The organism is Anaeromyxobacter dehalogenans 2CP-1, from assembly GCF_000022145.1.
GTDB lineage: Bacteria > Myxococcota > Myxococcia > Myxococcales > Anaeromyxobacteraceae > Anaeromyxobacter > Anaeromyxobacter dehalogenans.
Map to the genome: position 1 here is coordinate 23,813 of NC_011891.1, position 24,367 is coordinate 48,179.

Annotated in this window: 24 protein-coding genes and 2 pseudogenes; 14 read left to right on the forward strand and 12 right to left on the reverse strand. The window is 70.7% G+C overall.

The annotated features are described in order from the left end of the window. The first annotated feature begins 67 nt into the window (after positions 1-67). Both A2CP1_RS23885 and A2CP1_RS00120 read left to right on the forward strand, forming a co-directional pair. Positions 68-769 carry a DUF3854 domain-containing protein gene (locus A2CP1_RS23885; RefSeq protein ID WP_041450404.1) on the forward strand — a complete coding sequence of 234 codons (702 nt, stop codon included), beginning with the start codon at positions 68-70 and terminating at the stop codon, positions 767-769. Beyond that, on the forward strand, positions 736-2,412 hold the full coding sequence (locus A2CP1_RS00120) for a DUF5906 domain-containing protein (RefSeq protein WP_041450405.1): 1,677 nt from the start codon (positions 736-738) through the stop codon (positions 2,410-2,412). The genes A2CP1_RS23885 and A2CP1_RS00120 overlap by 34 nt, the downstream gene beginning before the upstream one ends. Positions 2,413-2,642: 230 nt before the next feature. On the opposite strand, the gene A2CP1_RS22710 is transcribed toward A2CP1_RS00120, so the two are convergent. Then, the gene (locus A2CP1_RS22710; protein ID WP_012631478.1) at positions 2,643-3,944 is read right to left on the reverse strand and encodes a hypothetical protein; all 1,302 of its coding nucleotides are present in this window, start codon (positions 3,942-3,944) and stop codon (positions 2,643-2,645) included. Positions 3,945-4,183: 239 nt separating this feature from the next. Between A2CP1_RS22710 and A2CP1_RS00130 the strand changes: the two genes are divergently transcribed. Genes A2CP1_RS00130 through A2CP1_RS00140 form a run of 3 tightly spaced genes read left to right on the forward strand, consistent with a single transcriptional unit; the run spans position 4,184 to position 5,173 of the window. Further along, positions 4,184-4,396 carry a hypothetical protein gene (locus A2CP1_RS00130; protein ID WP_012631479.1) on the forward strand — a complete coding sequence of 71 codons (213 nt, stop codon included), beginning with the start codon at positions 4,184-4,186 and terminating at the stop codon, positions 4,394-4,396. 17 nt (positions 4,397-4,413) lie between these two features. After that, complete coding sequence (locus A2CP1_RS00135) at positions 4,414-4,662, forward strand: hypothetical protein (protein WP_041450406.1); 249 nt, start codon at positions 4,414-4,416, stop codon at positions 4,660-4,662. A 46-nt stretch (positions 4,663-4,708) separates the two neighbouring features. Further along, entirely contained in the window at positions 4,709-5,173 is a 465-nt protein-coding gene (locus A2CP1_RS00140; protein ID WP_041450407.1) for a hypothetical protein, read from the forward strand. Between the two features lie 69 nt (positions 5,174-5,242). On the opposite strand, the gene A2CP1_RS00145 is transcribed toward A2CP1_RS00140, so the two are convergent. From A2CP1_RS00145 to tnpA, 3 genes are read right to left on the reverse strand one after another with little or no spacing between them, the layout of a single operon-like run. Continuing rightward, positions 5,243-6,706, reverse strand: coding sequence for an IS66-like element ISAde1 family transposase (locus A2CP1_RS00145; protein WP_012631481.1), 1,464 nt, complete (start codon positions 6,704-6,706; stop codon positions 5,243-5,245). 13 nt (positions 6,707-6,719) lie between these two features. Next, complete coding sequence (tnpB, locus tag A2CP1_RS00150) at positions 6,720-7,118, reverse strand: IS66 family insertion sequence element accessory protein TnpB (protein WP_012631482.1); 399 nt, start codon at positions 7,116-7,118, stop codon at positions 6,720-6,722. Then, positions 7,115-7,549, reverse strand: coding sequence for an IS66 family insertion sequence element accessory protein TnpA (tnpA, locus tag A2CP1_RS00155; RefSeq protein ID WP_012633669.1), 435 nt, complete (start codon positions 7,547-7,549; stop codon positions 7,115-7,117). The genes tnpB and tnpA overlap by 4 nt, the downstream gene beginning before the upstream one ends. Before the next feature lie 75 nt (positions 7,550-7,624). Here tnpA and A2CP1_RS00160 point away from each other — a divergent pair, with 75 nt between their 5' ends. The 4 genes from A2CP1_RS00160 to A2CP1_RS23170 all read left to right on the forward strand — a co-directional run bounded on the left by A2CP1_RS00160 (position 7,625) and on the right by A2CP1_RS23170 (position 10,580). Beyond that, on the forward strand, positions 7,625-7,882 hold the full coding sequence (locus A2CP1_RS00160) for a hypothetical protein (RefSeq protein ID WP_012631484.1): 258 nt from the start codon (positions 7,625-7,627) through the stop codon (positions 7,880-7,882). A 224-nt stretch (positions 7,883-8,106) separates the two neighbouring features. Continuing rightward, a complete protein-coding gene (locus A2CP1_RS00165; RefSeq protein ID WP_012631485.1) occupies positions 8,107-8,898 on the forward strand; it encodes a TIGR04255 family protein in 792 nt (263 codons plus the stop codon). After that, complete coding sequence (locus A2CP1_RS00170; RefSeq protein ID WP_012631486.1) at positions 8,895-9,740, forward strand: hypothetical protein; 846 nt, start codon at positions 8,895-8,897, stop codon at positions 9,738-9,740. The genes A2CP1_RS00165 and A2CP1_RS00170 overlap by 4 nt, the downstream gene beginning before the upstream one ends. A gap of 87 nt (positions 9,741-9,827) precedes the next feature. Beyond that, entirely contained in the window at positions 9,828-10,580 is a 753-nt protein-coding gene (locus tag A2CP1_RS23170; RefSeq protein WP_168165110.1) for a hypothetical protein, read from the forward strand. Between the two features lie 209 nt (positions 10,581-10,789). Here A2CP1_RS23170 and A2CP1_RS00180 read toward each other — a convergent pair whose 3' ends face one another. The 3 genes from A2CP1_RS00180 to A2CP1_RS00190 all read right to left on the reverse strand — a co-directional run bounded on the left by A2CP1_RS00180 (position 10,790) and on the right by A2CP1_RS00190 (position 13,757). Then, positions 10,790-11,266, reverse strand: a complete 477-nt coding sequence (locus tag A2CP1_RS00180; protein ID WP_245529928.1) for a histidine kinase — start codon at positions 11,264-11,266, stop codon at positions 10,790-10,792. Between the two features lie 284 nt (positions 11,267-11,550). Continuing rightward, positions 11,551-12,357, reverse strand: coding sequence for a hypothetical protein (locus A2CP1_RS00185; RefSeq protein WP_012631489.1), 807 nt, complete (start codon positions 12,355-12,357; stop codon positions 11,551-11,553). 14 nt (positions 12,358-12,371) lie between these two features. Further along, positions 12,372-13,757, reverse strand: coding sequence for a hypothetical protein (locus A2CP1_RS00190; protein WP_012631490.1), 1,386 nt, complete (start codon positions 13,755-13,757; stop codon positions 12,372-12,374). A 1,388-nt stretch (positions 13,758-15,145) separates the two neighbouring features. Here A2CP1_RS00190 and A2CP1_RS23625 point away from each other — a divergent pair. Then, positions 15,146-15,499, forward strand: a pseudogene (locus tag A2CP1_RS23625) (sensor histidine kinase); the annotation flags it as partial. A 79-nt stretch (positions 15,500-15,578) separates the two neighbouring features. On the opposite strand, the gene A2CP1_RS22870 reads toward A2CP1_RS23625, so the two are convergent. Then, the gene (locus A2CP1_RS22870) at positions 15,579-15,968 is read right to left on the reverse strand and encodes a VOC family protein (protein WP_012631492.1); all 390 of its coding nucleotides are present in this window, start codon (positions 15,966-15,968) and stop codon (positions 15,579-15,581) included. Positions 15,969-16,008: 40 nt separating this feature from the next. On the opposite strand from A2CP1_RS22870, the gene A2CP1_RS00200 reads away from it, so the two are divergent. Continuing rightward, positions 16,009-16,905, forward strand: a complete 897-nt coding sequence (locus tag A2CP1_RS00200; RefSeq protein WP_245529930.1) for a helix-turn-helix transcriptional regulator — start codon at positions 16,009-16,011, stop codon at positions 16,903-16,905. Between the two features lie 76 nt (positions 16,906-16,981). Next, the gene (proS, locus tag A2CP1_RS00205; protein ID WP_012631494.1) at positions 16,982-18,508 is read left to right on the forward strand and encodes a proline--tRNA ligase; all 1,527 of its coding nucleotides are present in this window, start codon (positions 16,982-16,984) and stop codon (positions 18,506-18,508) included. A 33-nt stretch (positions 18,509-18,541) separates the two neighbouring features. On the opposite strand, the gene A2CP1_RS00210 is transcribed toward proS, so the two are convergent. The 4 genes and pseudogenes from A2CP1_RS00210 to A2CP1_RS00220 all read right to left on the reverse strand — a co-directional run bounded on the left by A2CP1_RS00210 (position 18,542) and on the right by A2CP1_RS00220 (position 20,846). After that, complete coding sequence (locus A2CP1_RS00210; protein ID WP_012631495.1) at positions 18,542-19,063, reverse strand: hypothetical protein; 522 nt, start codon at positions 19,061-19,063, stop codon at positions 18,542-18,544. 88 nt (positions 19,064-19,151) lie between these two features. Further along, positions 19,152-19,523: an NAD(P)H-dependent oxidoreductase gene (locus tag A2CP1_RS23890; protein ID WP_280959885.1), complete on the reverse strand. Its 372-nt coding sequence runs from the start codon at positions 19,521-19,523 to the stop codon at positions 19,152-19,154. Positions 19,524-19,663: 140 nt separating this feature from the next. Further along, a pseudogene (locus tag A2CP1_RS24015) lies at positions 19,664-19,816 on the reverse strand (hypothetical protein); the annotation flags it as partial. A 40-nt stretch (positions 19,817-19,856) separates the two neighbouring features. Continuing rightward, entirely contained in the window at positions 19,857-20,846 is a 990-nt protein-coding gene (locus tag A2CP1_RS00220) for an NAD-dependent epimerase/dehydratase family protein (RefSeq protein WP_012631496.1), read from the reverse strand. A gap of 79 nt (positions 20,847-20,925) precedes the next feature. On the opposite strand from A2CP1_RS00220, the gene A2CP1_RS00225 reads away from it, so the two are divergent. Continuing rightward, on the forward strand, positions 20,926-21,864 hold the full coding sequence (locus A2CP1_RS00225; protein ID WP_012631497.1) for a LysR family transcriptional regulator: 939 nt from the start codon (positions 20,926-20,928) through the stop codon (positions 21,862-21,864). Positions 21,865-22,121: 257 nt separating this feature from the next. After that, entirely contained in the window at positions 22,122-24,266 is a 2,145-nt protein-coding gene (locus A2CP1_RS00230; RefSeq protein WP_245529932.1) for a cytochrome c3 family protein, read from the forward strand. Positions 24,267-24,367 lie beyond the last annotated feature (101 nt).

Below are 24,367 nucleotides of genomic sequence, written 5' to 3' on the forward strand. Positions count from 1 at the left end.
GCGCCTCTTGGTCGAGCAGCGATCCTGCTGAACGGCGGAGCAGCGTTTCGTACTGTTACAGTCGGTGGTGAGCCACTTCATCGCGAACAACGAAGTCAGCCCGAGTCCCACCTCCACCCCCGACTCCACCTCGAACGACGCCGCTGCCCGTCCGAAGACGCTTTCCGAACGCCACTGCCAGCACCTGGTGGACAGCGGTCTCACCGCCGAGACCATCGCTCGTCGCGGCTTCTACTCCTGTTCCGACGCGGAGGGCCGCAAGATCTTGAACTGGTCCGAGCGCGTGCGCGGCAACGCCAGCGGCCTGGTGATCCCGTACCCCAACGTCCCTGGGTACGCGAAGATCCGCCCGGACAGTCCCCGGCTGCGGTCGGGTGAGTGGCCGGCGCCCGCGAACGAGCCTCACCACGACTACCGCGTCGGAGACGCGCGCTGGGAGCCCGAGCCGGAGGTCAGGAAGTACGAGGCGCCCATCGGCAGCATGCCGCACGCCTACATCCCGGTCGACGCCTGTGCCTCGTTCTCGGACGCCGAGGTTCGGCTGTACGTCACCGAGGGTGAGAAGAAGACGGAGGTGCTGTGCCAGCAGGGCCAGCCCTGCATCAGCATTCCCGGCGTGTCGAACGCCCACGACGTCGACCACCGGCGCGAGGCCCAGGACTGGGGGGGGGCTCGGAGTGGAAGCTCTCGCCGGAACTCCGCAAGTACGTGCTTCCCGACCGCGAGGTCTGTCTCGTGTTCGACACGCCCGACATGGAGAAGAACGTGAACGCGATCCGCGCCTGCATCCGGGCGGCGCGCATGATCAAGGAAGAGGGCGCGGTTCCGCTCGTCGGCTACGTCCCGCCGATCCCGAAGCTGGAGAAGACGGGGATCGATGACTACTTCGTCAACGCGCAGAAGCGGTCCGTCGCGTACCCGAAGTCGTACAACCCGCTGGAGGGCGACTTCGCAGACGCCAGGCCGGTCGGACCGAACGAGTTGATCGAGTGGCTGGTCGAGCAGAAGGACGAGGCCGGCTGGGAGCGCGACGACGTTCTCCCGGAGCTTCGGCGGGCGGCGATCTGGGCGCGCGTGTGGCACGAACGCGAGCGCCGCGCGTGGCACGCATGGACTCGGCGGGCGGCGAAGACCTTCTTCGTCGGCCAGGACGAGATCGAGCAGATGGTCGCACACCTCGGTCTTGCGCAGCGCGACGAGCCGAAGGCGTCGTCGTGGAACGACTTCGATGACGGGAAGATCCTGGAGCACTGCGTCCCGATCCTGAACCACGCCTTCCGGTTGCTGGTGGACCGGAACGGGACTGAGCGCATTTTCCAAGTGAACGACCGGAACGAGGCCACCCTCCAGCAGTCGAACGCCAACATCCACAAGGCGCTCCACGACGCACTGAAGGCAGAGTTCGGGACGGTTCCGCCGGCCCGCCTGCTCGAAGCATCGAACGTCCTCTGGAAGAAGGAGACGGCCCGCCTCGCGGAGGAGCCCGAGCCGTTCTGCTTCGCTGGGGACGACCGGGTCTGCTTCAAGCGGTTCGACTGGAAGCCCGCCGAGGCACCGTTCCCCGCGTGGGAGGAGTTCCTGACCCGCCTTTCCGACCGCGAAGCGTTCATGGCCTTCGTCTGGTCGTGCTTCGAGAAGAAGAACCGCAGCCGCCAGTACCTTTGGCTCCGAGGCGAGGGTCAGGACGGCAAGTCCAAGGTCCTGGGCGTCCTGCTTGAAGTCTTCGGACCGGCGGGTGCCGCGATCAACAACTCCCACGTCGAGAAGGGGAACCAGTTCTTCTTTTCGGCGCTGTACGGGAAGCGGCTGGTCATCTACCCCGACTGCAAGAACGCGAAGTTCGGCATGAAGGAGATCGTCCGGAACTGCACGAGCGGCGATCCGGTGGCGGTCGAGTTCAAGGGCGAGACGCCGTTCACCACCGTGCTCCGGATCAGGTTGTTCGTCGCGAGCAACACGAAGCCCGAGTTCACGAGCCAGGCCGCCGACCGCTCTCGGATCATCTACGTCGAGGTCGCGGAGTCCGCGAGCAAGGACGACCCGACCTGGGAGGAGCGGCTGAAGGCGCAGCTTCCTGGGTTCCTCTGGTCGTGCAAGGCCACCTACGAAAGGGTGTGCGCGCACCACGGCGACATCCCGGTCTCGGAGCAGACCAAGGCGATGCTCGACGAGGCGGCAGTGGCGTTCGAGGAGCAGTTCCACGACATCTTCGACGCTCACTTCAGTGAGGCACCGGGCGAGGCCGCACCCGCGAAGCCCGTCGCGACGATCCTGCGCGGCTACGGGATGAACAACAACCAGATCAACGACTTCAAGGCGTGGATGGGACGGGTCCACCGCGTCGTGTATCGGCCGAGGAAGGACGGCCGTGTATACGAGGGACTCGCGTTCCTTCCGAGCAGCGTCCGGTGACGAAGGTGACGGAGGATGACGGACCCGTCCGTCATCTTCCGTGCGCCGTCCTGGGCGCTCGCGCGTCGAGGTGACGGACGTGACGGACGAACTTCAAATCAGAGCAGAAGAGAGAAGCGACTTAGGCTCTACGAGAACGCCCGCCTCATCCGTCCGTCACCTTCCGTCATTCCGGATCGCCACCGCCGTGCGCTCTACGGTGACAGTGCCTCTGTGGCAGGTCATGGTGCTCAGCGAAAGGTTCGCCAGCAGTCGAACACAGCCTCAAGGAACGGGATGAGCGCCTGCTCTTCCTCGGATACTCGCTCAAGAATGATGCCGGTAGGTTCGCGACGAAACAGAGTCGTCAGCGCGAACCGCACTCCGCTCTTGTCGGCAGCGACCGTGTGCACGGCTTCACGGCGATTCGGATCTTCGGCGGGACGAACCCCAGACTTGCCGGTCCCTAACCAGATTTCGTTACTCGAAATCAACGCATCGGCTCGGGTACGTTCGACCTCGGGTCTGATCGCCTGCCACATCAGAACGTGAAGGTCGGTCTTCTCGTCCGGTCTCGGAACTCCGATGAAACGAACCAGCTTGCCATCGCGCAGGAGATGGAACGTATGAACCAGGTAACCGTCCGCCCGAAGAAGCTGAACCCCTACTTCGTGGAGGTGGCGTGCTTGGTCTCGGAGCGGAAGATCCTTTATTCGCTTCCAGTCAGGGGGCGCCGCCGACTTGCTCTCGTACTTGGCGCGTAGCCTCTCTAGGTCCTTCTTAGTTCCCTTCTTGATGGTCCGTGTTCGGGGCACATAGAAGCGACCTCGCTTGAGGTCCACGACTGACGTGCGGGCCTCCTGCGAAGCGGACATGCACGCTGGCCGCCCCGCGAGAAACTCCTGAGCGTATCCAGCGGACTTGTCGCATTCGATCAGGCCGCACTCCGACCCGCCCGCTACAACGTGCGCGTCGCTTACCAACGCAGAGAGTAGTCCGTAGACAGAAGCAAGAGCCTCAAGGAGTTCTCTGCCCGGGAGGTCAGGCAGTTCCCAACGTCGTTCGACGACAAGGATCCCGTCCTCGCGGACCTCGTGAGGAGCCGTCGCAGCGATGGCGACAGCGATCTCTTTGCAGGAGGCAGTCGGAGGACCCTCGAACGGCACGAACTCGCCGGCTTCGACATACCCACGCAGAAGCCGAACGTGAACGAGACTCGCAGTGTCGAGGTCCCCTTCCTTCACGACCTTATTGCGAAGGTCGACTATCCACCGCGCAGCGTCGCTCTCGCCGAGCCGTTTTCTCCATGCGGCGTACCACTCATCGAATCCCGGCGCTGAAAAGCGCTCCTTCTGGAGAACGAACGTAACGTTGCGAAGCTCCTGGATCGCCGAGTTTAGAAACGTGCGGAACCCATCGGGATCCTCGTAGTTGTTGAGCGCCTCGTGCCATAGCCGGTGGGCCGATTCGAGCCGCCGGTGAGTGTTCCGGATCGGACACGACTCGTGGACGACCGTGCGGAAGCTGGCCTTGCGCTTGCTGCGGCTCGCCATTCGCTATCCCCAAATCCAGTGTAGCAGGCGAGCGGCGGGCGATCGCTCATGGTTCCCAAGGTTGTTTCCGCGTGGCGAGGTCAGGCCACATGATTCGGGGGTTGTAGATGTCCACCGTCGTGCTATCCCGCCGACCGATGGTCTTCCGCCGCGCCAGACGGACGGGGCCCGGCCGCCGGTAGGCTGCGCGGCTCGGCCCCGTCCACGACGCCAGGGTTTACCCTGGGAGGAGCGCGAGCGTGGCGACGTGGACGATCCGGATCGACGCGGAGGAAGTCTCGGTTACCTACCGCGAGGGCGACAAGGTTCAGCACTGCGGTAACTCCGAGCGCGTGCTGGAAGCCGAAGTCGTGGGCTGGGTTCACAGCGAGGCGGACGCTTTCGATCGCTTGGTGACGCCCTCGGGCATCTTCGTTCGGCAGGTCGAGCCAGCCGGCGGGGCGCGCTCGTGAGCGCGAAATTGAAGAGGGTGGGGCTCCGCCCTGGCACCCGCTACCAGACCCGGGACGCCTTCTTCACGCGGGCGAACGAGTTCTTCATCCTGGAGGACTTCGAGTGGGTGAAGCCGCTCCGACTCGACCTGGAGCCCGGCAGCATCGGGATCTTCGAGCGCGAGGACGGCCAGAAGATCGTTGTCCGCTACGAGGACGATCCCAGAGACGGCGACGAAGAGCAGGAGTCCGGTATCCGCCCGACGACGGGCGTCTTGCGACGGTAGACTGCTGAACGCTGTATCCGCCGTACGGTCACCGCGAGAGAACGGCATGCCCCAGGTCGATTCGCTGCTCAGGTCGGACATCCTCGCTTCTGTTGGAGGGTTTCGAGCACCCGCATCGGAGCCGATCTGGGCGGACAGTGGTGAGCCCACGACAGGAGGTGCTCAGCTTTTCTTCTACGTGACGCGAGCCAAGCACCACTTCGCCTCGCTGGGAGTCTTCTGGGTCCACGCGCTGTTCAACTTCCTTGAGGATCGGTTGGAAACCGAGGCCCTCGTCCAAGTGGCGACTCGCAGCTTATGTCACGAGGTGACGCCCGCCGAGGTTGTCGACGCGCTTCAAAGTCGGATGGGCCGTCCGCTGGAAAATACCGAACGCGCCACGATGCTCATGACGGGCGGAAGAGCTCTGCGCGTGTTTTCGATGCTCGTCTCCGAAGTGTGGTGGGCCGGCCTGGTCGAGGCCGAGGGTGCGTGCGTAGCCGTGTTCCTCGATTCGACGTCGAAGCAGTAGCCGGCAACTCTGCGCGTCGCAGGCATCGCCGCCCTTCTCCCGCTGCGTTCGAGTTCGCCGCCGACCCGCTCAGGCCGACGGCTCGGGTCTGGGTGGCGTCCAGTTGTGCGGCAGGAGCTCGTCGATCCGCGACGCCGGATGCGTCTGCACGCGGAGGAGGACGTCGGCGAGGTAGTCGACCGGGTTGATGCCGTTCGCCTCGCACGTCGCGATGAGCGAGTACAGGCCGGCCAGGTTCTCGCCCGCCGCGTCCGTTCCAACAAACAGGAAGTTCTTCCGTCCGAGGGCGCAGACGCGCAGCGCGCCCTCGCTCGCGTTGTTGTCGATGGGTAGATGGGGATCGGTGAGGAAGAGCGTCAGCTCGTTCCACTGGCCAAGCGCGTAACCGATCGCGACGCCGATCGGCGAGCGTGGCGGATGCCGCCCCTGCACGGCATCGAGCCACGCCCTGATCTCGTCGATGACGACGCGGCTGCGCGTCTGCCGCATCGCGAGGTGCTCCGGAGTGCCGAGCAGATCCGCGTCGAGCGCAGCGCGCTCGATCTTGTACAGCTCGAGGATGAGCTCCATCGCGTGCTTGGCGGCCGCTGTCGCGGTCGACTGGGCGTCGAAGAACTTCCTGCGAGCGTGGGCCCAGCAGCCGGCGCGTTCGCGTCCGCCCGGCAGCGTCACCTTGTTGTAGCCCTCGTACCCGTCGACGAGCAGCTTGCCGATCGTGCCTTCAAGCACGCGGACCGGAGTCTCGCCCGATCGGCTGCGGGAGAAGACGTACGCGATCAGCTCACGCTCCGCTTCGTCGCGCGCGATGAAGCTCCAGATCCAGGCGGTGCGCGTCTTCCCCTTCGCCTGCACGCGATGCGTCGTCTCGTCCGCGAGCACGATCTCCTTCTCGGCGACGAGATGCAGGAGCCGCTCGTAGAGGGGGTCCACCAGCTCCGCGGTTCGGTGGAAGAGATCGCCGAGGGTCGAGTCGTTCACCTCGACTCCGGTGCGCCGGTACGCCTTCGCCTGGCGGTAGAGCGGGAGTGAGTCGGCGCACTTCGAGACTGCCACCTGCGCCATGAACGTCGGGCCGAAGCGCGTCTTGTCGAACACCTTCGCCGGCCCGTCGGCGGTGATGATGGTCTCGCCGCACCGGCAGCGGACCTTCTTCTGCACGTGGAGCTGCCGCTCGATGCGCGCGGGGACGAGCTCGTACAACTCCGTCACCTTGCCTTCGCCGAGCGGCGTGAACTCGTGGCCTCCGCACTTCGGGCACGACTTCTGGTCTTCGCGGACCTCGTGAACGATCTTGCGAGCGACGAGCTGCCGCTTCTTCTCGGCGTTCTCACGCCGCTTCTGCTGGGCGGCGATCCGCTCGGCCTCGGCGTGCGCCGGATCGCGGATCGCCTCGGAGATCGGCGGCATCTTCTCGGAGCGCGCGCCGAACTGGTGGCGCTGCAGCTTCTCGAGCGTCGCTTCGACCTGCGCGAGCCGGGCCTCGAGCGCTTCGGCTCGCTCGCGCCACTCGCAACGATGATCGTCGCCGCCCATCGGCGACTGTAGATCACGCCGGAGCGGGCTTGTCCATGGGACGAGCGGCCTGAGGATCCGACTGGGACGGCTGCCAGTGCTCAGGCCGGCGGACGCGTCCGAAGTCGATGCCGTCGAGGAGCATCGCGAGCTGTGTCGCGTCGATCTCGACGGCCATCGTCGATGGATCCATGTGGGGCAGCTTGAACTGCCCGCGCTCGAGCCGCTTGTACACCAAGACGAACCCGCCCTTGTCCCACGTCAGGATCTTCACGCGGTCCCACCGCCGCGAGACGAAGACGAACAGGTGGCCCGAGTACGCGTCCTTCGCGAGCTCGTTCTGCACGATCGCGTGAAGGCCATCGATCGACTTGCGCATGTCGATCGGCGTCGAGCCGATGTAGATGCGCACCGAGCGCGGGATGGTGATCACGACGCGAGCGCAGCGGCGAGGGCGCGGACGTACGCGAGGTCGGTGCCGGCGGTGAAGCGGAGGCGGGCACCGGACGGGAAGAGCAGCTCCAGGGCGGCGTCCGCGGCGACCGCTGCGGCCGTGTCTTGCCGCGCCTTAGGCGCGGACGCTACCACGCGCACCGGCACGAGACGCGAGCCCTCTGGAGCGGCGCGACGCTCAGGTACTTGATCTGAGCGCTCCGGCGCCTGCGAGACGAGCGGTCGCGACTCTTTGCGCAGGCGGTAGATCCAGTAACGCAAGTTGCTGAGCGGGATTCCTCGCTCCGTCGCGAACTCGCGCTGCGGGAGATCGCACGACTCGAAGTCGGCGACGAGCTTGGTCCAGCGGCTTCTGTCCTGGTCGGCCATGAGGTCCTCCGCGAGAGAAGCGCGGAGGATCTCGTCGCTCATGGGCGCGCGCTACACGTCCAGCGCCGGGCGGTTACGGAGTCCGAGCACCCGGCGGACGAGAAGCTCCCTGAGTTCGTGTCCACCGTGGTAACGCCGGTCGGCACCTTCAAGCGCGTGTCGAGCCAGGACCTGAAGTTCGCTGTCGTTTACGTCCCCGAGGACCGGCGCCGCGCGGGGCAGGACGGCTTTTGCCACGGTTGGGCGGTCGCCGTTGAGCGAGCGCAGGTTCTCGCGGACGAGGTGCGCGCGAAGTTCGAGGCCGAGCCACTCGTGGTGGCCGTGACGTGCCGGCGGCGCCGGACGGAGCGCGTACAGCGGACCGACGAGGAGTGACCTGAGCACGGCGTTCGGTCGACCCCGTGCCCGTTCCCCTGGCGGAAGAGCAGCCGGGCAACCGGATTCCCACTTACGCGCACCCGTTCAGGAGCGTCTCTGCAAGTCGCTGATTTCGATCCCGATTCCGCGCGAACTGGACGCCGCACCTTACACATGGCTTGTAATCTGTCAAGTAGCGCGTAAAGTCAGTGCCGGAGAATCAACCCCAAACAGGACGATGCATGCCGCCCCTGCCGGAGTACCCGCGAGTTCTGTTCAAGAAGTCGCCGCTGAGGCTGGTCGTCGGCCAGATTCGGTTCCCGCTCCAACTTCGGCTCGCCGACACTGCCTTCACTGCTCCGTTTCAGGATGCGCTGGCGGACGACTATCCGGTCGCAGCCCGGGAGCAGCAGGTCGCCTTCCAAGTGACCCCCAAGGGTGGTCTTCAGGCTGCTCCCTCCGAAACACTCCTTCGCTTCGCTAGCCGAAACGGCGACTGGGCCGTCGTCCTCGGCGAGTCCGCGCTGACGCTGGAAGTGCGAGGCTACTCTGCCGTCGAGGAGTTTTCGTCGCGTTTCGAAAAGGTGCTCGGCGCGGCGAAGGAACGACTGAGGTTGCGCGAGAGGTCGAGGCTCGGGCTTCGATACATCAACGAGTTCAGACACGACGCGGGCCGGTCGCTAGCTGACTGGGCCAAGCTGATGAACCCAGAGCTTTTGGGATTCGCTGGGAACAACCTGCTCGGCGGAACCGTCGAGCACATGGCCCATGAAGTAAGGGTGCGCCGCGACGACGGCGTTCTCGCGATTCGGCATGGTCTGCTTGTGGGCGGCGTCGTTGAGCCGATCCCTACGGCACCAGTCGCGGAGGGGCGCTTTTACCTCCTCGACATGGACTACTACGACGAGCGCCCGAGTCCTCTCGACATCGCCGCGACATCACGAGCACTGACCGCGTACAACGATGTGATGTACCGCTTCTTTAGATGGTCTCTCGGTGAATCGATGTACAAGCACCTGGAGCCCAACGAATGAGCGCTGCGCTGGCTACGCTTGCTACCGGGGCGGACACGGGCATGTACAGGCCCGCTCACCCCGAGAACGAGAACGTGATTCTGGCGGCTTCGCTGTGGGAGTCGCTGTACGGCTTCCTCGTCCGCGCGCCGGGGCCTCGCACGGGCCAGGACACGATGCCGGCTCCGAAGCACACAGCCGTCCGAAACTGGTTCGCGCTCGTGGACGTTCAGACGCAGCCGACCGGGTACGGATGGATATCCGCTCCGGTTCTCCGGGCGTATGTCGCCGAAGGTGACCCCCAGGACTTGGACGAGACCGATTCAGGAGAACAAGCGGTTTCGTTCGCCGCCGAAGCGAACGTTGGCGGTCCCCACGCACTGGACGAGAGAGCACGCCCGCTTTCGACTGTGGCCGTCGCACCCGAGGCGCAGGCGGTCACGCGCCTCGTCACGCTCACTGGTCTGGAGATGGAGAGGATCGCTTCCCTCCTCGGCGTGTCGAGAACCACGCTCTACGCCTGGCGCGACGGATCGAAGCCACGGGGGAGCAAGCGTGATCACCTGCTTCAGGTCGTCGCCGTCATCGAAGAAGTTGCCCGCCGGTTCGGGGAGCCCAGAACCGTCGCTGCTTGGCTCCTAACGCCGTCGCCCGCAAGTAACCTCATGCCCTTCGATGTGATCAGGGAGCGCCGGTATGAACTGTGCCGGGGCATGCTGACGCGAAGGAGGACTGCTCGCCCGACGCTGCCGCAGCGGGCGCCCCGACGCCTCTCGGCAACGCAACTCCGGGAGGGACTCGACCGGATGTCGGCAAAGCCCTTCGCGGACGACTACGAGCCTGAGGAGGAGCAGGGCGACTGACGTATGGCGGGAGGAGGAGAGCACGCCGGACAACAACTGCTCGCCAGGGGCTGGCGACAGGGAGCCCTTCTTCCTGCGCGTGCGCCGGTGCGTTCGACGGAGTTCGCTCCGGGTGTCCCGCCGCAGCCGCGCGACAGGGTTCGCGATGCTGGCGACGGCGTCCTGGTCGTCGCGAGCCAAACGTGCGACCTGGCGCGAAACCCTGCCAGCGATCCGGAAGTCGAATGCCTCCGCGCGTTCTGGACCAGCAAGGAACGCATCATCCGTCCTGCTGCGAGCAACTCGGGCCGGCATTTCCTCCTTCGCGAGCGCGTGGACCCGGATGGCAAGAAGGAAGGTCTCATCGCGGACGCCACCGCCCGAGTGCTCGTCACCAAGGAGTCGCTTCTTCAGTTCGCCCCAGACCAAGGATGCGCGAACGCCCAGACGGAGCGCAGGTTCCGGGAGTGGCTGGGTCGCCGGTTCAGCCGAATCGCGATTCCCACGGCGCACGTTGAGGCGATTCAGAGGCCCATCGTTGAAGCGCTGAAGCTCGAAGACGGGGACGAGAGCATCCTTCCGCTACTGCGGGGCGTTAAGGAGGTGCTCTTCGCGGTGGGGAACGACGCAGTGCCGTTTCAGGTTCACCTGCTCTTCTTGGCGGAGGAGGGCCTCACGGACGACGAGGCGCTTTCAGCCGCCGATTCGGAGCGGTTGGGTGCCTGGTTCGGTGAAGCACTGGCTGCGGCAGGTGAGGCTGAACTTCACGACTGGGAACTCGTTGATACAGGGAGCCTCAGCTTGCGCGACTACCTCGCGTTCACGCCCCTTCCCCTCGATGAGTACAGCCTGGAAGGCTGAACTGCTTCCGATGTGCTACTCGCCCCGACGGCGCTTTGGAAATACCTTGTGAAGACGCGGTCGTCGCGGACGAGACGTAGGGCCTGAAAATCCCCGTGTCGCTGGTTCGATTCCGGCCCCAGGCACACCAACTTCGCTCGAACATCTCGGCCCGCCAGATCGCAAGGTCTGGCGGGCCGTCTGGTCTTCGGCCACCGCGAGCCGCCGGATCACGCGGCGGTGCTGAACGTGTCCAGCCCCTCCGTCTCGCGGAGCCGGCGCTGCGAACGCGGCGCTCGCGTGCCGGCGCCAGCGCCAGAGCGGCGTCGCCAGACCGCCGCGATCACCGCGTCGGCCACCGTCCCCGGTCCGAGCCGGGGGTCCACCACCTCGTCCACGCCGAGCGCGGCGAGCTCGTCGCGCAGGGACGGGCTCGGGTCGCTCGCGAGGACCACGATGGCGAGCTCCTGCTCTCCTCCGGCCCGGCGGACGAGGTCGGCGAACGCGCGCGCGTCGCGGCCGGGCAGGTCGAGCTTCACGACCAGCGCGTCGAGCGCGAGGAGCTCCTCGAGCAGGAGCGCGAGGCCGCTCGCGCCGTCGGCCGCGGAGACGGACGCCATGTCCCGGGCGCCGAGCGCCCAGCCCAGCTCGGCGCGGATCGAGACGTCCGGGTGGAGGACGAGCGCGCTCGGGCGCCGCTCTGGCATCGCATCGAACCTCGGGTCCATCGCGAACCTCCTCGTGCCCCGCCCCGCGGGCACGGAACACCAGGATGCGAGCCGCGTACCAGGGTGGCGGGTCGCGAGATCCCGAGGGAAACGGCGAGCCGGGGCACGCGATCGTCGGGGAACCGCCACGCATCGTGACGCGCGCGCACGTCGCGGCACGGCCTCGTCGCGCGTGTAGGGCGCTGTGGCCTCCCGGTCGTCGCGCGGGATCCGGGCGAACCCAGGTGCCGGCGCGTCGCGGGCCGTCCGCGTTCCGCGCCTGGCTAGTGGTTGCAGTCCCCGGGGACGCGCGGGCTGTCGTTGTCCACCCAGTCCAGGCGCTTCCCGTCGTACGCATCCCCCTGCGCGCCGTCCCAGTGCGTCTCCCGCAGCACGACCACGAGGTTCTGGTTGTCGGTGCTGTACAGCGACACGACCAGCTCGTTCGCGGCGATGGTGGTGATGTTGCGCATCTCGTAGTCGTGCGGCGTCGTCCACACGCCGGAGCAGAACGTGCCGGGGGCGCACCAGGAGCCGGTGCGCGGCAGGAGCGTCGTCCAGGTGCCGTAGTGCGGGTACGCGAGGGCGCCGCCGTACACCTTCTGCCGCTTGAACTTCAGCTGGAACGTGGAGTCGCGCCAGGTGAAGTCGATCTTCCCGTCGTAGCAGTCGTTCGCCCACCCGCCCCTCCAGATGGCGCTGTCGTTCCGCTCCACCCGGACCGTGAACGGCGCCGGGCGGAAGCCCTGGGTCACGTCCTGGCAGGTGTTCGGGTTCAGCTCGGTGTCGGAGCAGAGCTTGTAGAAGGGCGGATGGGCGCACTCCCATCGCACCATGCCGGGCGGATAGGTGAGCGAGTACTTGGCCATGGTCGCGTTGATGTCGGCGGTGCCCTCGAGGGCCGCGTCGCTCAGGTTGATGAGCGTCAGCGAGAAGAGGTCGGAGTAGAGCCCCTGGGCGTCGAGCTTGGTGAAGATGCCGCCCGCGGGGACGTCGGAGGACGTGCACTGGCCGGCGGCCCGGCCCGGCGCGGCGAGGAGGAGCCCGAACGCGAGGCTGCAGGCCAGGGTCGCCACGGTCTTGGTGGACATGTCGCTCCCTCCCTTCACTCGTCGTCCGTCAGCCGGGCGCGCGCCGCGACGATCACCATGTGCAGCGCCTTGTGCGCGTCCTTGTCCAGCACGCCGTCCGACCGCACGGTCAGGACCGCCGCTCGGAGCTGCTCGCGCGCCTCGGGGTCGAGCGCCAGCACGACCTCGCGGATCGCGAGGAGGCCGGCGCGGTCGTACTTCTCGTAGAACTTCCGGTACTCCGCGACGAGCTTCGCCGCGCCCTGATCGCGCTGCGGGCGCGCCGCCAAGCTCGCGTGGGCGAGACCGGCCACGTTCGAGGCGGCGTACTGGTCCCGGGTCCAGATCGTCACGTTGACGATCGGCACCGAGCCCCACTTTCCCGCGCACGCCGACCCGCCCTCGCTGTGGGGCAGGTACCTGCGCCCCCGCAGCACGTGGATGGTCGTGATCAGCTCGGACGCGCCCGGCCCGGCCGCGTCGGCCCACTGCGCGTCGGTGCCGTCGTCGGCCGTGCCTGAGACGGTCTGAGGGGTGCAGATCCTCGGATCGGGCAGCGCGGGCGACGGCGCGGCCACCTCGTTCTCGACGAGGTTGTTGTTCGACAGGTAGCAGTCCTGGCTGGGATCGGACCGCGTGAACGGCGCGGGGATGGGATAGGAGGCGACGTACATCTCGATGCCGTCGTCGGGCGCGACCTGCTCCTCCTCGAACCGCGCCGGATCCGCCATGTCGGCGACCGAGATGAAGAGGCCGTACCAGTTGAGGGGATTGAAGGGATCCGTGATCACGCCGGCGACGCTGACGGCCATGGTCAGCGTGCCGAGGAAGTCGGAGCCGAAGAACCCGGCGTACAGCGACTCCCCGGGGTCGTCGAGCGGCCGCGTCACCCAGAGGCCCAGGTGCACGTCGTCGTGCCGCGGGGTGCACTCGCCGCCGAGGGGCGGCGGCGGGCACACCCACGACTGCACCCCGCGCACCACCCAGCCGACCCGGCTCTGCTCGACGCGGCCGGCGCGCTCGTTCCACGAGAACACCATCTCGTACGGGCGCGTCACCGTATTGACGTAACCCTCGGTGTACGCCTCCGGCGGAACGCCCGGGATGACCGCCGGGACGCCCACCGGCGCGAAGAAGAACGCCTTCGCCGTGAGGCGATCCCGGTCCAGGACGTCCGCCAGCGTCGTGCCGACCTGGTACTGGTCGCCGTACGCGGTGGAGGTGGCCTCGGTGTGCTCGATGCGGTACGGCGTCAGGTTCAGGATCCGGACGACGACCGTCCGCGCGATCCCATCGTACGTGACGAGATCCGTCTGCATCTCCCCGGCGGTGCCGTAGGGGAAGTAGTTGGTCTGCGCGGTCGCTGCGAGCGGCAGCAGGATCGCCAGCGTCAGGACGTGCAGCCTCGAGGTGCGGCTCACGGCTCCTCCCTTCTCGCGGTGCGCTGCGACGAGGCTCCGGGCGAGCGAGTGGCGCGCGGGGAGCGTCGCGCTGGCGGGCGAACGGCGACACCGTCACGGCGATGTTCCGCGCATTCACGTCGCGACGCCTGTGGTACGCGGTCTCGCGCGGGCGCATTACGTCCACCGGAGGTGCGCCGTCGGGACGTGGCACCGCGCCGGAGCGTGGAGCGAGCGGGCGGCCACCGAGCTGGCCGCGCGCGGGTCGCCTCGAACGGCCGCGGCCCCCATCCTGGCCGGGGAACGCCCCGGCGCGGCGAGCATATGCGCCGGACAGGCCCGCTCGCGCGAATGCTGGCGTCGCCTCCGGCGTCCGGCCGGAGCGCACCAGCGACGGAGCTCGGACCTCGTCACGAGGCAGGGACATGGCGAGCCCGGGTCCAGACCGTCGGTCGAGGCGGTTCCTGTTCGGCGGTTACGTGGTCGTCGTGGCGAGCTTCATCGCCGCCTCGGTCTACACCGCGGAGCACATCCGGGAGATCGACGTCGCCTCCGACGAGATCGCCCGCGACGCCATGCCGACGATCCGGTGCCTGGCCGAGGCGCGCCACCTCCTCGGCCAGTTCGAGATCGAGTCCGCGGCGTTCGCCGCCGTGCCCGTCACGCCGGCCGCGCGCGCCGCCGCCGAGGCGCCGCTCCGCGCGCTCGCGGAGCAGGTGGGCGTCTACCTCGCGCTGCCGCTCTTCCCGGGCGAGCGGCCGTTCTGGGAGGACGTGCGGCGCGGGACCTCCCGGTTCGTGGGCGCGGCGAACCGCATGCTCGGGCAGGCGGACGCAGGCGACGCGCGGCTCGCGAGGGAAACGTTCCTCCGCGAGGTCCGGCCCGCGGCGGCACACCTGCACGAGCTCCTGTCCCGCGACCTCGACTTCAACGCCCGCAACGGCAGCCAGCTCGCCGAGCACATCAAGGCCGTGCGCGCGCGAGGGCTGTGGCTCAGCCTCTCGCTGGGCGTCCTCTGCGGCGGGATCGCGCTGCTGGCCGGGCGGGTCGTCGCCGGTCAGCTCCGCCGCCACGACGCGCTCGTGAGCGAGCACGAGCGCATGATGGAGGAGCGCGCCGGCGAGCTGGAGGCGTTCGCGGGACGGGTCGCGCACGACATCATGAACCCGACCGCGAGCGCGCAGCTCGCGATCGACCTCGAGCTCCGGCGCCGGCAGGCGGCGGGCGAACCCGCGGGCGAGGGCCTCGAGCGCGCGCGGCGCAGCCTCCGGCGGATCCAGACCCTGGTCGCGGGGCTGCTCGGGTTCGCCCGGGCCGGGGCACGGCCGGAGCCGGGCGCTGCCGCGGACGTCGTCGAGGTCGTCCACGACGTCGTCTCGGGCGCGGAGGCACGGGCGACCGAGGCGGGCATGACGGTGGGCGCGGAGCTCGTGCCGGGCACCGTCGCCTGCGCGAAGGGCGTCCTGACCAGCCTGGTGGCGAACCTGGTGGACAACGCCATCAAGTACGCGCGGCGGGACGGGCGGGTCGTGATCCGCGCCGCCCCGGACGCCGCGGCGATCCGCGTCGAGGTCGAGGACGACGGGCCCGGCCTCCCGCCGGATCTGGGCGACCGGGTCTTCGAGCCGTACGTCCGCGGCGGCGCCGGGGACGTGCCGGGGCTCGGCCTCGGGCTCGCCACGGTCAAGCGGCTCGCCGAGGCCCACGGCGGGCACGTCGGCGTCCGCTCCGAGCCAGGCCGGGGAACCACCTTCTGGTTCGAGCTCCCGCGCGCGGCGGCGGTGAGCGAGCTGCGTGGATCGCGCGCGGGTAGCCGGCCGGCACACCGGGCGCGGACGTGGCTCAGAGGTCCGCGTAGATCTCGAGGACGTTGCCGTCGGGATCGCGGAAGAACAAGGTGCGGTGGCCCCAGGGCTGATCCGTCGGCGGCGAGACGATGGGCACCTCCAGGCGGCGCAGCTCCTCGGCGCAGGCGTCCACCGCGGAGGGCGCCACGCGGAACGCGAGCTGGACCGACAGCGCGCCCTCGGGCGTGGGCGGGTCGTGGAACAGGCCGCCGCGCTGCGTGAGCACGAGCAGGTTGGAGCCGACGCGGAACTCGACCCAGCCGGGCCCGAGCTCGCGCGCGATGGGGAAACCCATCACCTCCGCATAGAATCGGCGCATTCGCTCGGGGTCGCGCGCGAACAGGACGGTGTAGTCGAGCTGGCGGATGCTCTGGAGCGCGGTCATCGGTGCACCTCGGGGACGGCGTGGTGGAGGCGGGATGGTGATGCCGGCGAGCGTCGCGAAGAAGGTGCCCGCGGATGCGGGTGGTGGCACCACCACCCTCGCGGCGAGGGCGCTCGGGGACTTCCTGCGCCGGATGCGGTCGCGCCCGGCGCTGGCGGTCGCGGGCGGCGGGCGCCGGCGGGTGACCGGGCTCCGCCGCGAGGAGGTCGCGGTCGCCGCGAACATCAGCATCACCTGGTACACCTGGCTCGAGCAGGGACGTCCGGTGCGCACCTCGCGGCGCACGGTGCGCGCCCTCGCCCGCGCGCTGCGGCTCGGGGAGGCGGAGGCGGCGCACCTGGCGCGCCTCGCCGACGCGGTGGCGACCGCCGCGCCGCGCTGGCGGCGGACGGCGCAGGCCTCGCCGGCGCTGCGCGCGATGGTGGACGGGTTCCGGGACGCGCCCGCGTACGTGGTGAACGGGCGCTGGGACGTGCTGCACGCCAACGCGGCCGCCGGGACCGTGCTCGGATCGTTCGAGGCGACCCCCGGCGTCACCGACAACGTGCTGGCGCGCCTCTTCCTCGATCCGGGCTGGCGCGAGCGCTTCCTGGACTGGGAGGCGGTGGCGTCCTCCGCGGTGGCGCAGTTCCGGGCGGCCGGTGGGCGCCTGGTGGCGCACCCGGACTGGAACGCGTTCGTGGCGGACCTCGCCGCGCGCAGCCCCGAGTTCGCGCGGGCGTGGGAGTCCCACGCCCTCGCCGACCCGCACCTCCGGCGCAAGCGGCTGGCCGGCCCGGGCGGCGAGCCGCTGGAGCTGCTCTACGCCTCCTTCGCGCCGGAGGGCGAGCCGGAGGACGTCCGGGTGGTGCTCTACGTGCCGGCGGACGACGCGGCGCGCGGGGTCCTGGCGCGGGCGCTGCGGCCGGCCGGCCCGCGCCGGCGCCCCGCACGGTGAGCGCCCCGGCGCGACGCCGGGCGGGCAGACGGCGCGCCTTGGCAGGGAACGCGGCGGTGCGCTAGATCCTCCCGCCATGGCCAGCGCCGAGACCGCGATCCGCCCGACCCGGGCCGAGAACTTCTCCGAGTGGTACCTCGAGGTCATCAAGGCCGCCGATCTCGCCGAGAGCTCGACCGTCCGCGGCTGCATGGTGATCAAGCCGTGGGGCTATGCGCTCTGGGAGCACGTGCAGCGGGTGCTGGACGGCATGTTCAAGGCCACCGGCCACGTGAACGCCTACTTCCCGCTGTTCATCCCGCTGTCGCTGCTCGAGAAGGAGGCCGCGCACGTCGAGGGGTTCGCGAAGGAGTGCGCGGTGGTCACCCACCACCGGCTCGAGGCCCGCGACGGGAAGCTGGTGCCGGTGGGCGAGCTCGAGGAGCCGCTCGTCGTGCGGCCGACCTCGGAGACCATCATCGGGGAGAGCTTCGCGCGCTGGGTGCAGAGCTACCGGGACCTGCCGCTGCTCATCAACCAGTGGGCGAACGTCGTCCGCTGGGAGATGCGGACCCGGATGTTCCTGCGCACGGCCGAGTTCCTGTGGCAGGAGGGCCACACGGCGCACGCCACCGAGCAGGAGGCGATCGACGAGACCATGCAGATGCTCGGGATCTACGCCCGCTTCGCCGAGGAGTGGATGGCGCTGCCGGTGGTCCAGGGCGAGAAGACCGCGAGCGAGCGGTTCCCGGGCGCGGTCCGCACCTACTGCATCGAGGCGATGATGCAGGACCGCAAGGCGCTGCAGGCCGGCACCTCGCACTTCCTCGGCCAGAACTTCGCGAGGGCCTCGGGGATCCAGTTCCAGGACGAGAAGGGCGCGCTCACGCACGCCTGGACCACGTCCTGGGGGCTCTCCACCCGGATGATCGGCGCGATGATCATGACCCACGGCGACGACGACGGCATGGTGTGCCCGCCGCGGCTCGCGCCGCAGCAGGTGGTGATCATCCCGGTCATCCAGAAGCCGGAGGTCCGCGAGCAGGTGCTGGCGTGGTGCGCCGAGCTGAAGCGGGAGCTCGAGGCCCAGAGCTACGCGGGCGCCCCGGTGCGCGTCCACCTCGACGCGCGCGACGTCCAGGGCGCGAAGAAGTCCTGGGAGTGGATCAAGAAGGGCGCGCCGATCCGGCTCGAGGTCGGCCCGAAGGACATCGAGAAGGGCGCGGTGTTCATGGGCCGCCGCGACCGGAAGCCGAGGGAGAAGCAGAGCGTGCCGCGGGGCGAGCTGGTCGCCGGGGTGGGCGCGCTGCTGCAGGAGATCCAGGACGCGCTGCTAAGGCGCGCGCGGGCGGTGCGCGCCGAGCACACGCGGCCCATCGACACGAAGGACGAGTTCTACGCGTACTTCACGCCGCCCGCGACCGTGCGGCCCAACGATCCCACGCCCATCCACGGCGGGTTCGCGCTCGCGCACTTCAGCGGGGATCCGGCGGTCGAGGCCCGCATCAAGGAGGACCTCGGCGTCACGGTGCGCTGCATCCCGCTCGAGCCGGGCGAGCCCGGCACCTGCCCGTTCACGGGGCAGCCGAGCCCGAAGCGCGTGGTCTGGGCGAAGTCGTACTGATGGGGCGAGCGGTCCGGGCGGCGTGACCCGAGGTCACGGCCGCGCCGGCGCCGTGGGCGCGACCCCCTCCACCCGCGTCTTGCCGTCCGGGTCCACCTCGAGGCGGACGCGCGGCTCCCCCTGCGCATCGCGCAGCACGATGCTCGCCACGCCCTTCTCGACGCCGAGCGTGATCCGCTCCTTCCAGTCGTGCCGGAACGTGATGCTGGGCTCGCCCTTCACCAGGCCCACGCACATCGCCTCGTACGCGTCCTTGATGTCGAAGCAGAGGCCGCGGATGTCCACCGGCTCGAGCATGCCGAGGCCCGCCACCTCGTAGCCGTCCTGGTCCATGAACTGGATCCCGAACGCGTCCACCGCGCGGCGCTCGGCGCCCTTGGGCGGCGGCAGCGGCGCCCCGATGCGCAGGCGCGGCTGGCCGCGGGCGTCCACCACGGTCAGCTCGCGGACGGTGAGCGACTGCGGCGGATCGCGACCCGCCTCGCGCGCGCCGGCGCAGGCGGTGACGAGGGAGACGGCGAGGACGACGGGTGCGGCTCGGGATGCCAGGTGCAAGGGCGGCTCCTCGGAGGCCAGGGGTGGGCCGCCGCATCATTCCGCGGACCTCACGCGGAGTCACGGTGCCGCTCGGGGCCGGCGGAGGTCAGCGCTCCCGCGGGAACGCGTCCGCGACGAGCGCCTCGGCCTCCGCGAGCCAGGCGGCGCGCTCGGCGTCGGTGCTGGTCACGACCACGGAGAACGTCCGGCGCCGGACGTCCTTCACGCCGCACAGGTCGAGCACGCACCGGCGCCAGATCGCGTCGAGCGGGTCGCCGAAGGCCTCCCGCTCGCGCGCGAGCGGCGTGTTGGAGGTGTTGAGGATGACGGCGGTCCTGGCGCGCAGGAGCCCCACCGGCACGCCCTCGCCCGAGTCGCCCTCCCGGAACGCGTACGCGACGCCGGGCCGGACCACGCGATCGATCCAGCCGGTGAGGATCGCGGGCGGCTGACCCCACCAGTTCGGGTGGACGACCACGATTGGACGACCACGATCCCGCCCGCCGAGGCGAGCGCGTCGCAGTGGTCGCGGAGCCAGCCCGGGAGCGGCGCGTCCCTCGGGATCTCGGGCCCGGGCAGGACCGGGTCGAAGCCCTCCGCGTAGAGATCGCGCAGGGTGACCTCGTGCCCGGCGCGCCGCGCCGCCCGGCACGCGGCGTCGGCGAGCGCATGGTTGAGGCTGGCGCGGTCGGGGTGGGCGAGGAGGACGAGGAGGTTCATCGCGGAGGCTCCGAGGCGGCGCGGCGTCGGCCAGGGCGCGCACGCTACCATCGGCGCGGGAGCCGCGGGGACGCATCGTCGTCGGGCGCGATCACGCCGCGTCGCGCCGTCCCGCGGGGGCCTCGGCGCCCAGGATGGCTCGCGCGGTCGCGGCCACCGCCTCGGCGGCGGGGGTGGGCTCGACGGAGAACGCGGCGCGGAAGCGCCGGTCGTCGGGGACGTACGGCACCTTCCACTGGTAGGTCATCTCCACCGCGGCGCCGAGCGTCGGGTCGAGGAGGCCGCCCACCCGCAGCAGCCAGTCGGGGACGATGCGGAGCCGGGCGGGCCGGCCGAGCGCGGCGCCGACCGCCTCCACCAGGCCGCGGGTGCTGCCGGTCCAGGAGACGGGCAGGTGCCACGCCCTCCCGAGCGCGGCCTCGTGCGTGCCGAGCACCGCGAGGCCGCGCGCGACGTCGGCGACGTAGGAGTACGCGTGCGGCAGGTCGGGGTCGCCGAACGCCTCGAACGGCTTCCCGGCGCGGAGCCGCGCCGCGAGCCGGTCGCCGAGCAGCGCGGCCGCGCCGGCGCCGGGGCCGAAGAAGTCGGAGGCCCGGCCGGTGGTCGCGCGCAGGTCGCCGCGGGCGTGGGCCTCGAGCAGCTCGCGCGCCAGGAGCGCGCGCAGCTCGCCCTTGTGGCTGCAGGGCGCGAGCGGCGCGTCCTCGTCGAACGGCGAGGCGGCCGGCCGCCCGTACATGTACAGGCAGTCGAGCGCGACGAGGCGCGCGCCGGCGCGAGCGGCGGCGTCGCGGATCCCTCGCCGGAGCGGGACGAGCAGCTCGTCCCAGCGGTGGTAGTCGGGCGGGTTGGTGCAGTCGTAGACCACGTCGGCGCCGCGGCACGCCTCGCCCGCGAACAGCGGGTCGGCGGCGTCGCCGCTCAGCCACCGCAGGCCGGGGAGCTCCGGTCCGGGCGGGCCGCGCCGGATCAGGCGGACCCGGTGGCCGAGGGCGAGCAGCTCGCGCGCGAGGCGCCGGCCGACCTGGCCGGCGCCGAACACGACGTGCAGCTCGGGGGGGACGAACGGATCGGGGCGGGGCATGCGGGCTCCTCTCGAGCGGAAGCCTACGGCCCGCGAAAACGCGGTGCACGCGGCGAATTCGCCGGGTAGCCTTGCGGACATGCAAAGGCCTCCGCCCGCCCCGCCCGCCGCCGCGCTCGACTGGGACCACGCGCGCGTGCTCCGGGCGCTCCTCGAGGCGCGCTCGCTGTCCGGCGCGGGGGCGCGCCTGGGCGTGAACGCCTCCACCATCTCCCGGCGGCTCACCGCCCTCGAGGCGGCACTCGGCGCGCGCCTGTTCGACCGGACCCCGGACGGCGTGCTCCCCACCGCGCTCGCCGAGTCGCTCGGGCCGCACGCCGAGGCGATGGAGCGCGCCGCGAACGCGCTCGCCCTGGCGGCGCAGGGGCGCGAGCTGGCGGCCGAGGGCGAGGTGCGGCTCACCGCGGCGCCGGGCGTCGCCGAGTACCTGCTCGCCCCGGCCCTGCCGCGCCTGCTCGCGGCGCACCCGGGACTGCGCCTGGCGCTCGACGCCACCATCGGCTACGCCGACCTCACCCGGCGCGAGGCGGACCTGGCCATCCGCGGCGTGCTGCCCGCGTCCGGCGACCTCCTGGCGCGGAAGCTCGGCACGGCCACCGGCGGCGTGTTCGGCGCGCCGCGCCAGGCCCGCGCGCTCGGCACGCTGCGCAGCCTCGACGCGGCGCGCTGGATCACCTGGGGCGAGGACCTCGCGCACCTCGAGCTCACCCGCGCCGTCCTGGATCACGTGCCGCCCGAGCGGATCGCGCTCCGCACCAGCCACATGGGCACGCAGATGGCGGCGGCGCGCGCCGGGGTGGGGCTGGTGCTCGCCGACCGCAACATGGCGCTGGCCTGCGGCCTCGCCGAGGTCCGCCTCGCGCCGGCGGCCCGCCGCCAGCTGCCCTCCGCGCGCGCGGGCGACCTGTGGCTGGTGGTCCACCGGGCGCTCCGCGAGGTGCCGCGGGTGGCGGCGGTGTGGGACTTCGTGCTCGAGGAGGCCCGGCGGCTGGGGTTGAGCCCCGGCCACGGCACGTGATCCGGGCCGCGGCCGCGACCCCTGGTCGCAGGCGCCGAGGACGATCCCGGGACTCGGAGGTGGTGCGGCAAACGAGCGCATGTCCGTCCGCTCGCTGGTCTTCTAGCGTGGGTGAACGCAGCCGCGGGGTTGGGGGAAACCCCCGGCTGACCTACCCAGGGGGAATACCCATGCGCCAGCCGGTGCACCGCTCCTCGCGCGGCGGCCTCCTAACGCCTCGCGCCCGCGGCTCGTCTCGCCTCGCTCCGACCACCGCCGTGGTCTTCGCGCTCTCCGCCGTCCTCGTCTCCGGCTGCGGGCCGGACGAGGCGCCGACGGCTGCGTCCGCCCTGGCCGGCGACCCGATGCCGGGCAAGATCGTCGAGCCCGCGCCGGCACCGCTGCCGCCGCGGTTCACCACGCAGGCGCTGCCGGTGGCAGGCGAGGTGTGCGTCGGCTCCGCCGCGCACGACAAGCACGCGGCGTCCGGGATCGGCTGCACCGCTTGCCACCCGTGCGGCGGCGCGCTCGGGTTCGCGAACCCGGTCACGTTCCCGGGCGGCACGTCCAGCGCGAACGGGAGCGTCGTGAGCGACGCCTCCGGGACCACCTGCTCGGTCGGCTGCCACGCGCCGCTCGGCGCCGAGCCGCACGGGGTCAGCTGGACCGCCGGGCCGCTGCAGTGCGTGACCTGCCACACCGACGTGGGCGCCATCGATCCCGCCACCGCGCTGTCGGCGCACCCGCTGCCGGACGGCAGCTCGGGGACGAGCTGCCAGTCCTGCCACGACACCTCCCAGCACCTGAGCGGCGAGGTCCGCATGGTGGACGGCGGCGGCGGCAGCGCGGCCGTCACCTGCGCCGGCTGCCACGCGGGCCAGGGCCAGACGCTCTCCGGCGAGACGCCGCCGCTGCTCGTCGGGTGGGACGACATGGCCTCCGGCGACTTCCACGGCGACCGGCCCGGCACCTGCCGGTTCGACGCGCTCGACGCCGCCGGCCAGCGCTCCATCGGCCGCGGCGCCTATCCGTGTCCGCCGAACCAGCCGGACCAGCCCGGCGCGATGCGCATCACGCCGCGGTGGTGGTACGCGAACGGCACCTCGGGCGCGTGGGCCTGGACCTGCGTGCTGCAGCCGGTGGACCCGGCCGGGAACCCGGTCGGCGCGGCGCGCACCGGCCAGCCGTGTCCCGAGGGCACGATCCAGAACTCGTCGTGCACGAGCAACCTCTCGTCGCCGAGCTGCTACCCGACCACGCTCGTCACGCGCGGCTTCGGCGGCACGCTGCTCGCGCCGTACGCGCGCGGCCAGGGCGCGATCGCCTGCGCGCGCTGCCACGACTTCCACGCGAGCAACAACGCGTTCCTGCTCGCCGCCCACGTGAACGGCGTGGCCATCCCGCCGGGCAGCATCGATCGCGCCGGCGTGGGCGCGCAGGTGCTGTGCACCGCGTGTCACCAGGGCGACCGCCACGAGGTGTGCAAGGCCTGCCACCGCGAGCGGTGGGTCACCGACGGCTCGTACTCGTGGTTCGAGGGGGCCCCGGCGGATCCGGCCCCGGACGGCGCCGCGTGCTTCTTCTGCCACGGGCACGAGGGCATCCAGCAGATGGAGGTCACCTCGCCCGTCTATCCCCCGAACCATCCCTACTCGACCGGCCTGCCGCAGAGCGCCTGCACGCACTGCCACGACGGCTGGGCGCCGCCGCCCACCGAGTACGTGGCGCCGCGCTTCCAGGCCGGGCCGGCCCTGTCCGCAGTGACCGCCACGTCCGCGACGATCGCCTGGACCAGCAGCGAGAAGGCCACCTCCTACGTGGAGTACGGCGTGGGCACCGCCGGGCACGTGGCGGGCAACGACGCGTTCGTCGTCCAGCACTCCGTCCAGCTCACCGGGCTCACGCCGGGGACCACCTACGTCTGGCGCGTGCGCACGAGCGACGTGTTCCGGAACGTGACGCACACGGCGCTCCAGTCCTTCACCACGCCGGCCGAGGGCGCCCTGTCGAGCCCTGACCTGGCGCCGGTGAGCGCCAGCTTCGAGGTGGGCACGTACGACGCCACCGTGCCGCTCGTCTGGTTCCCGGTGACGGCGGCCGCGGGGGTGGTGCTCCAGTACGAGGTCCAGCTCGCCTCCGACGCCGCCTTCACCTACCTGCAGAACGGCTCGCTCACCGGCCCTGGGGTGCCGGGGAGCACGGTGGGCAGCACCGGCTGGGTGAGCGGGACGCCGACCACCTCGGGCGGCCGCCCCGCGCTCCAGGTGCCGGCGCGGATCCTCGACATCCCGCAGGACTGGTGCGGGCCCTACGCGCCGCGGCTGTACTACTGGCGTGTGCGCGTCCGCGACCAGCAGGGGCACGAGTCGGGCTGGTCCACGCCGGGCAACTTCGGCGCGTTCGCCTGGGACCCGTGGTGCTGATCGCCGCTTCGCCCCGGGGCGCGTCGTGCGCCCCGGGGCCGTCGCGTTGATCCTCGATCCGGCCGCGGACCGGCCGCGGAGGGCCGCGCCGATCGCGTCGC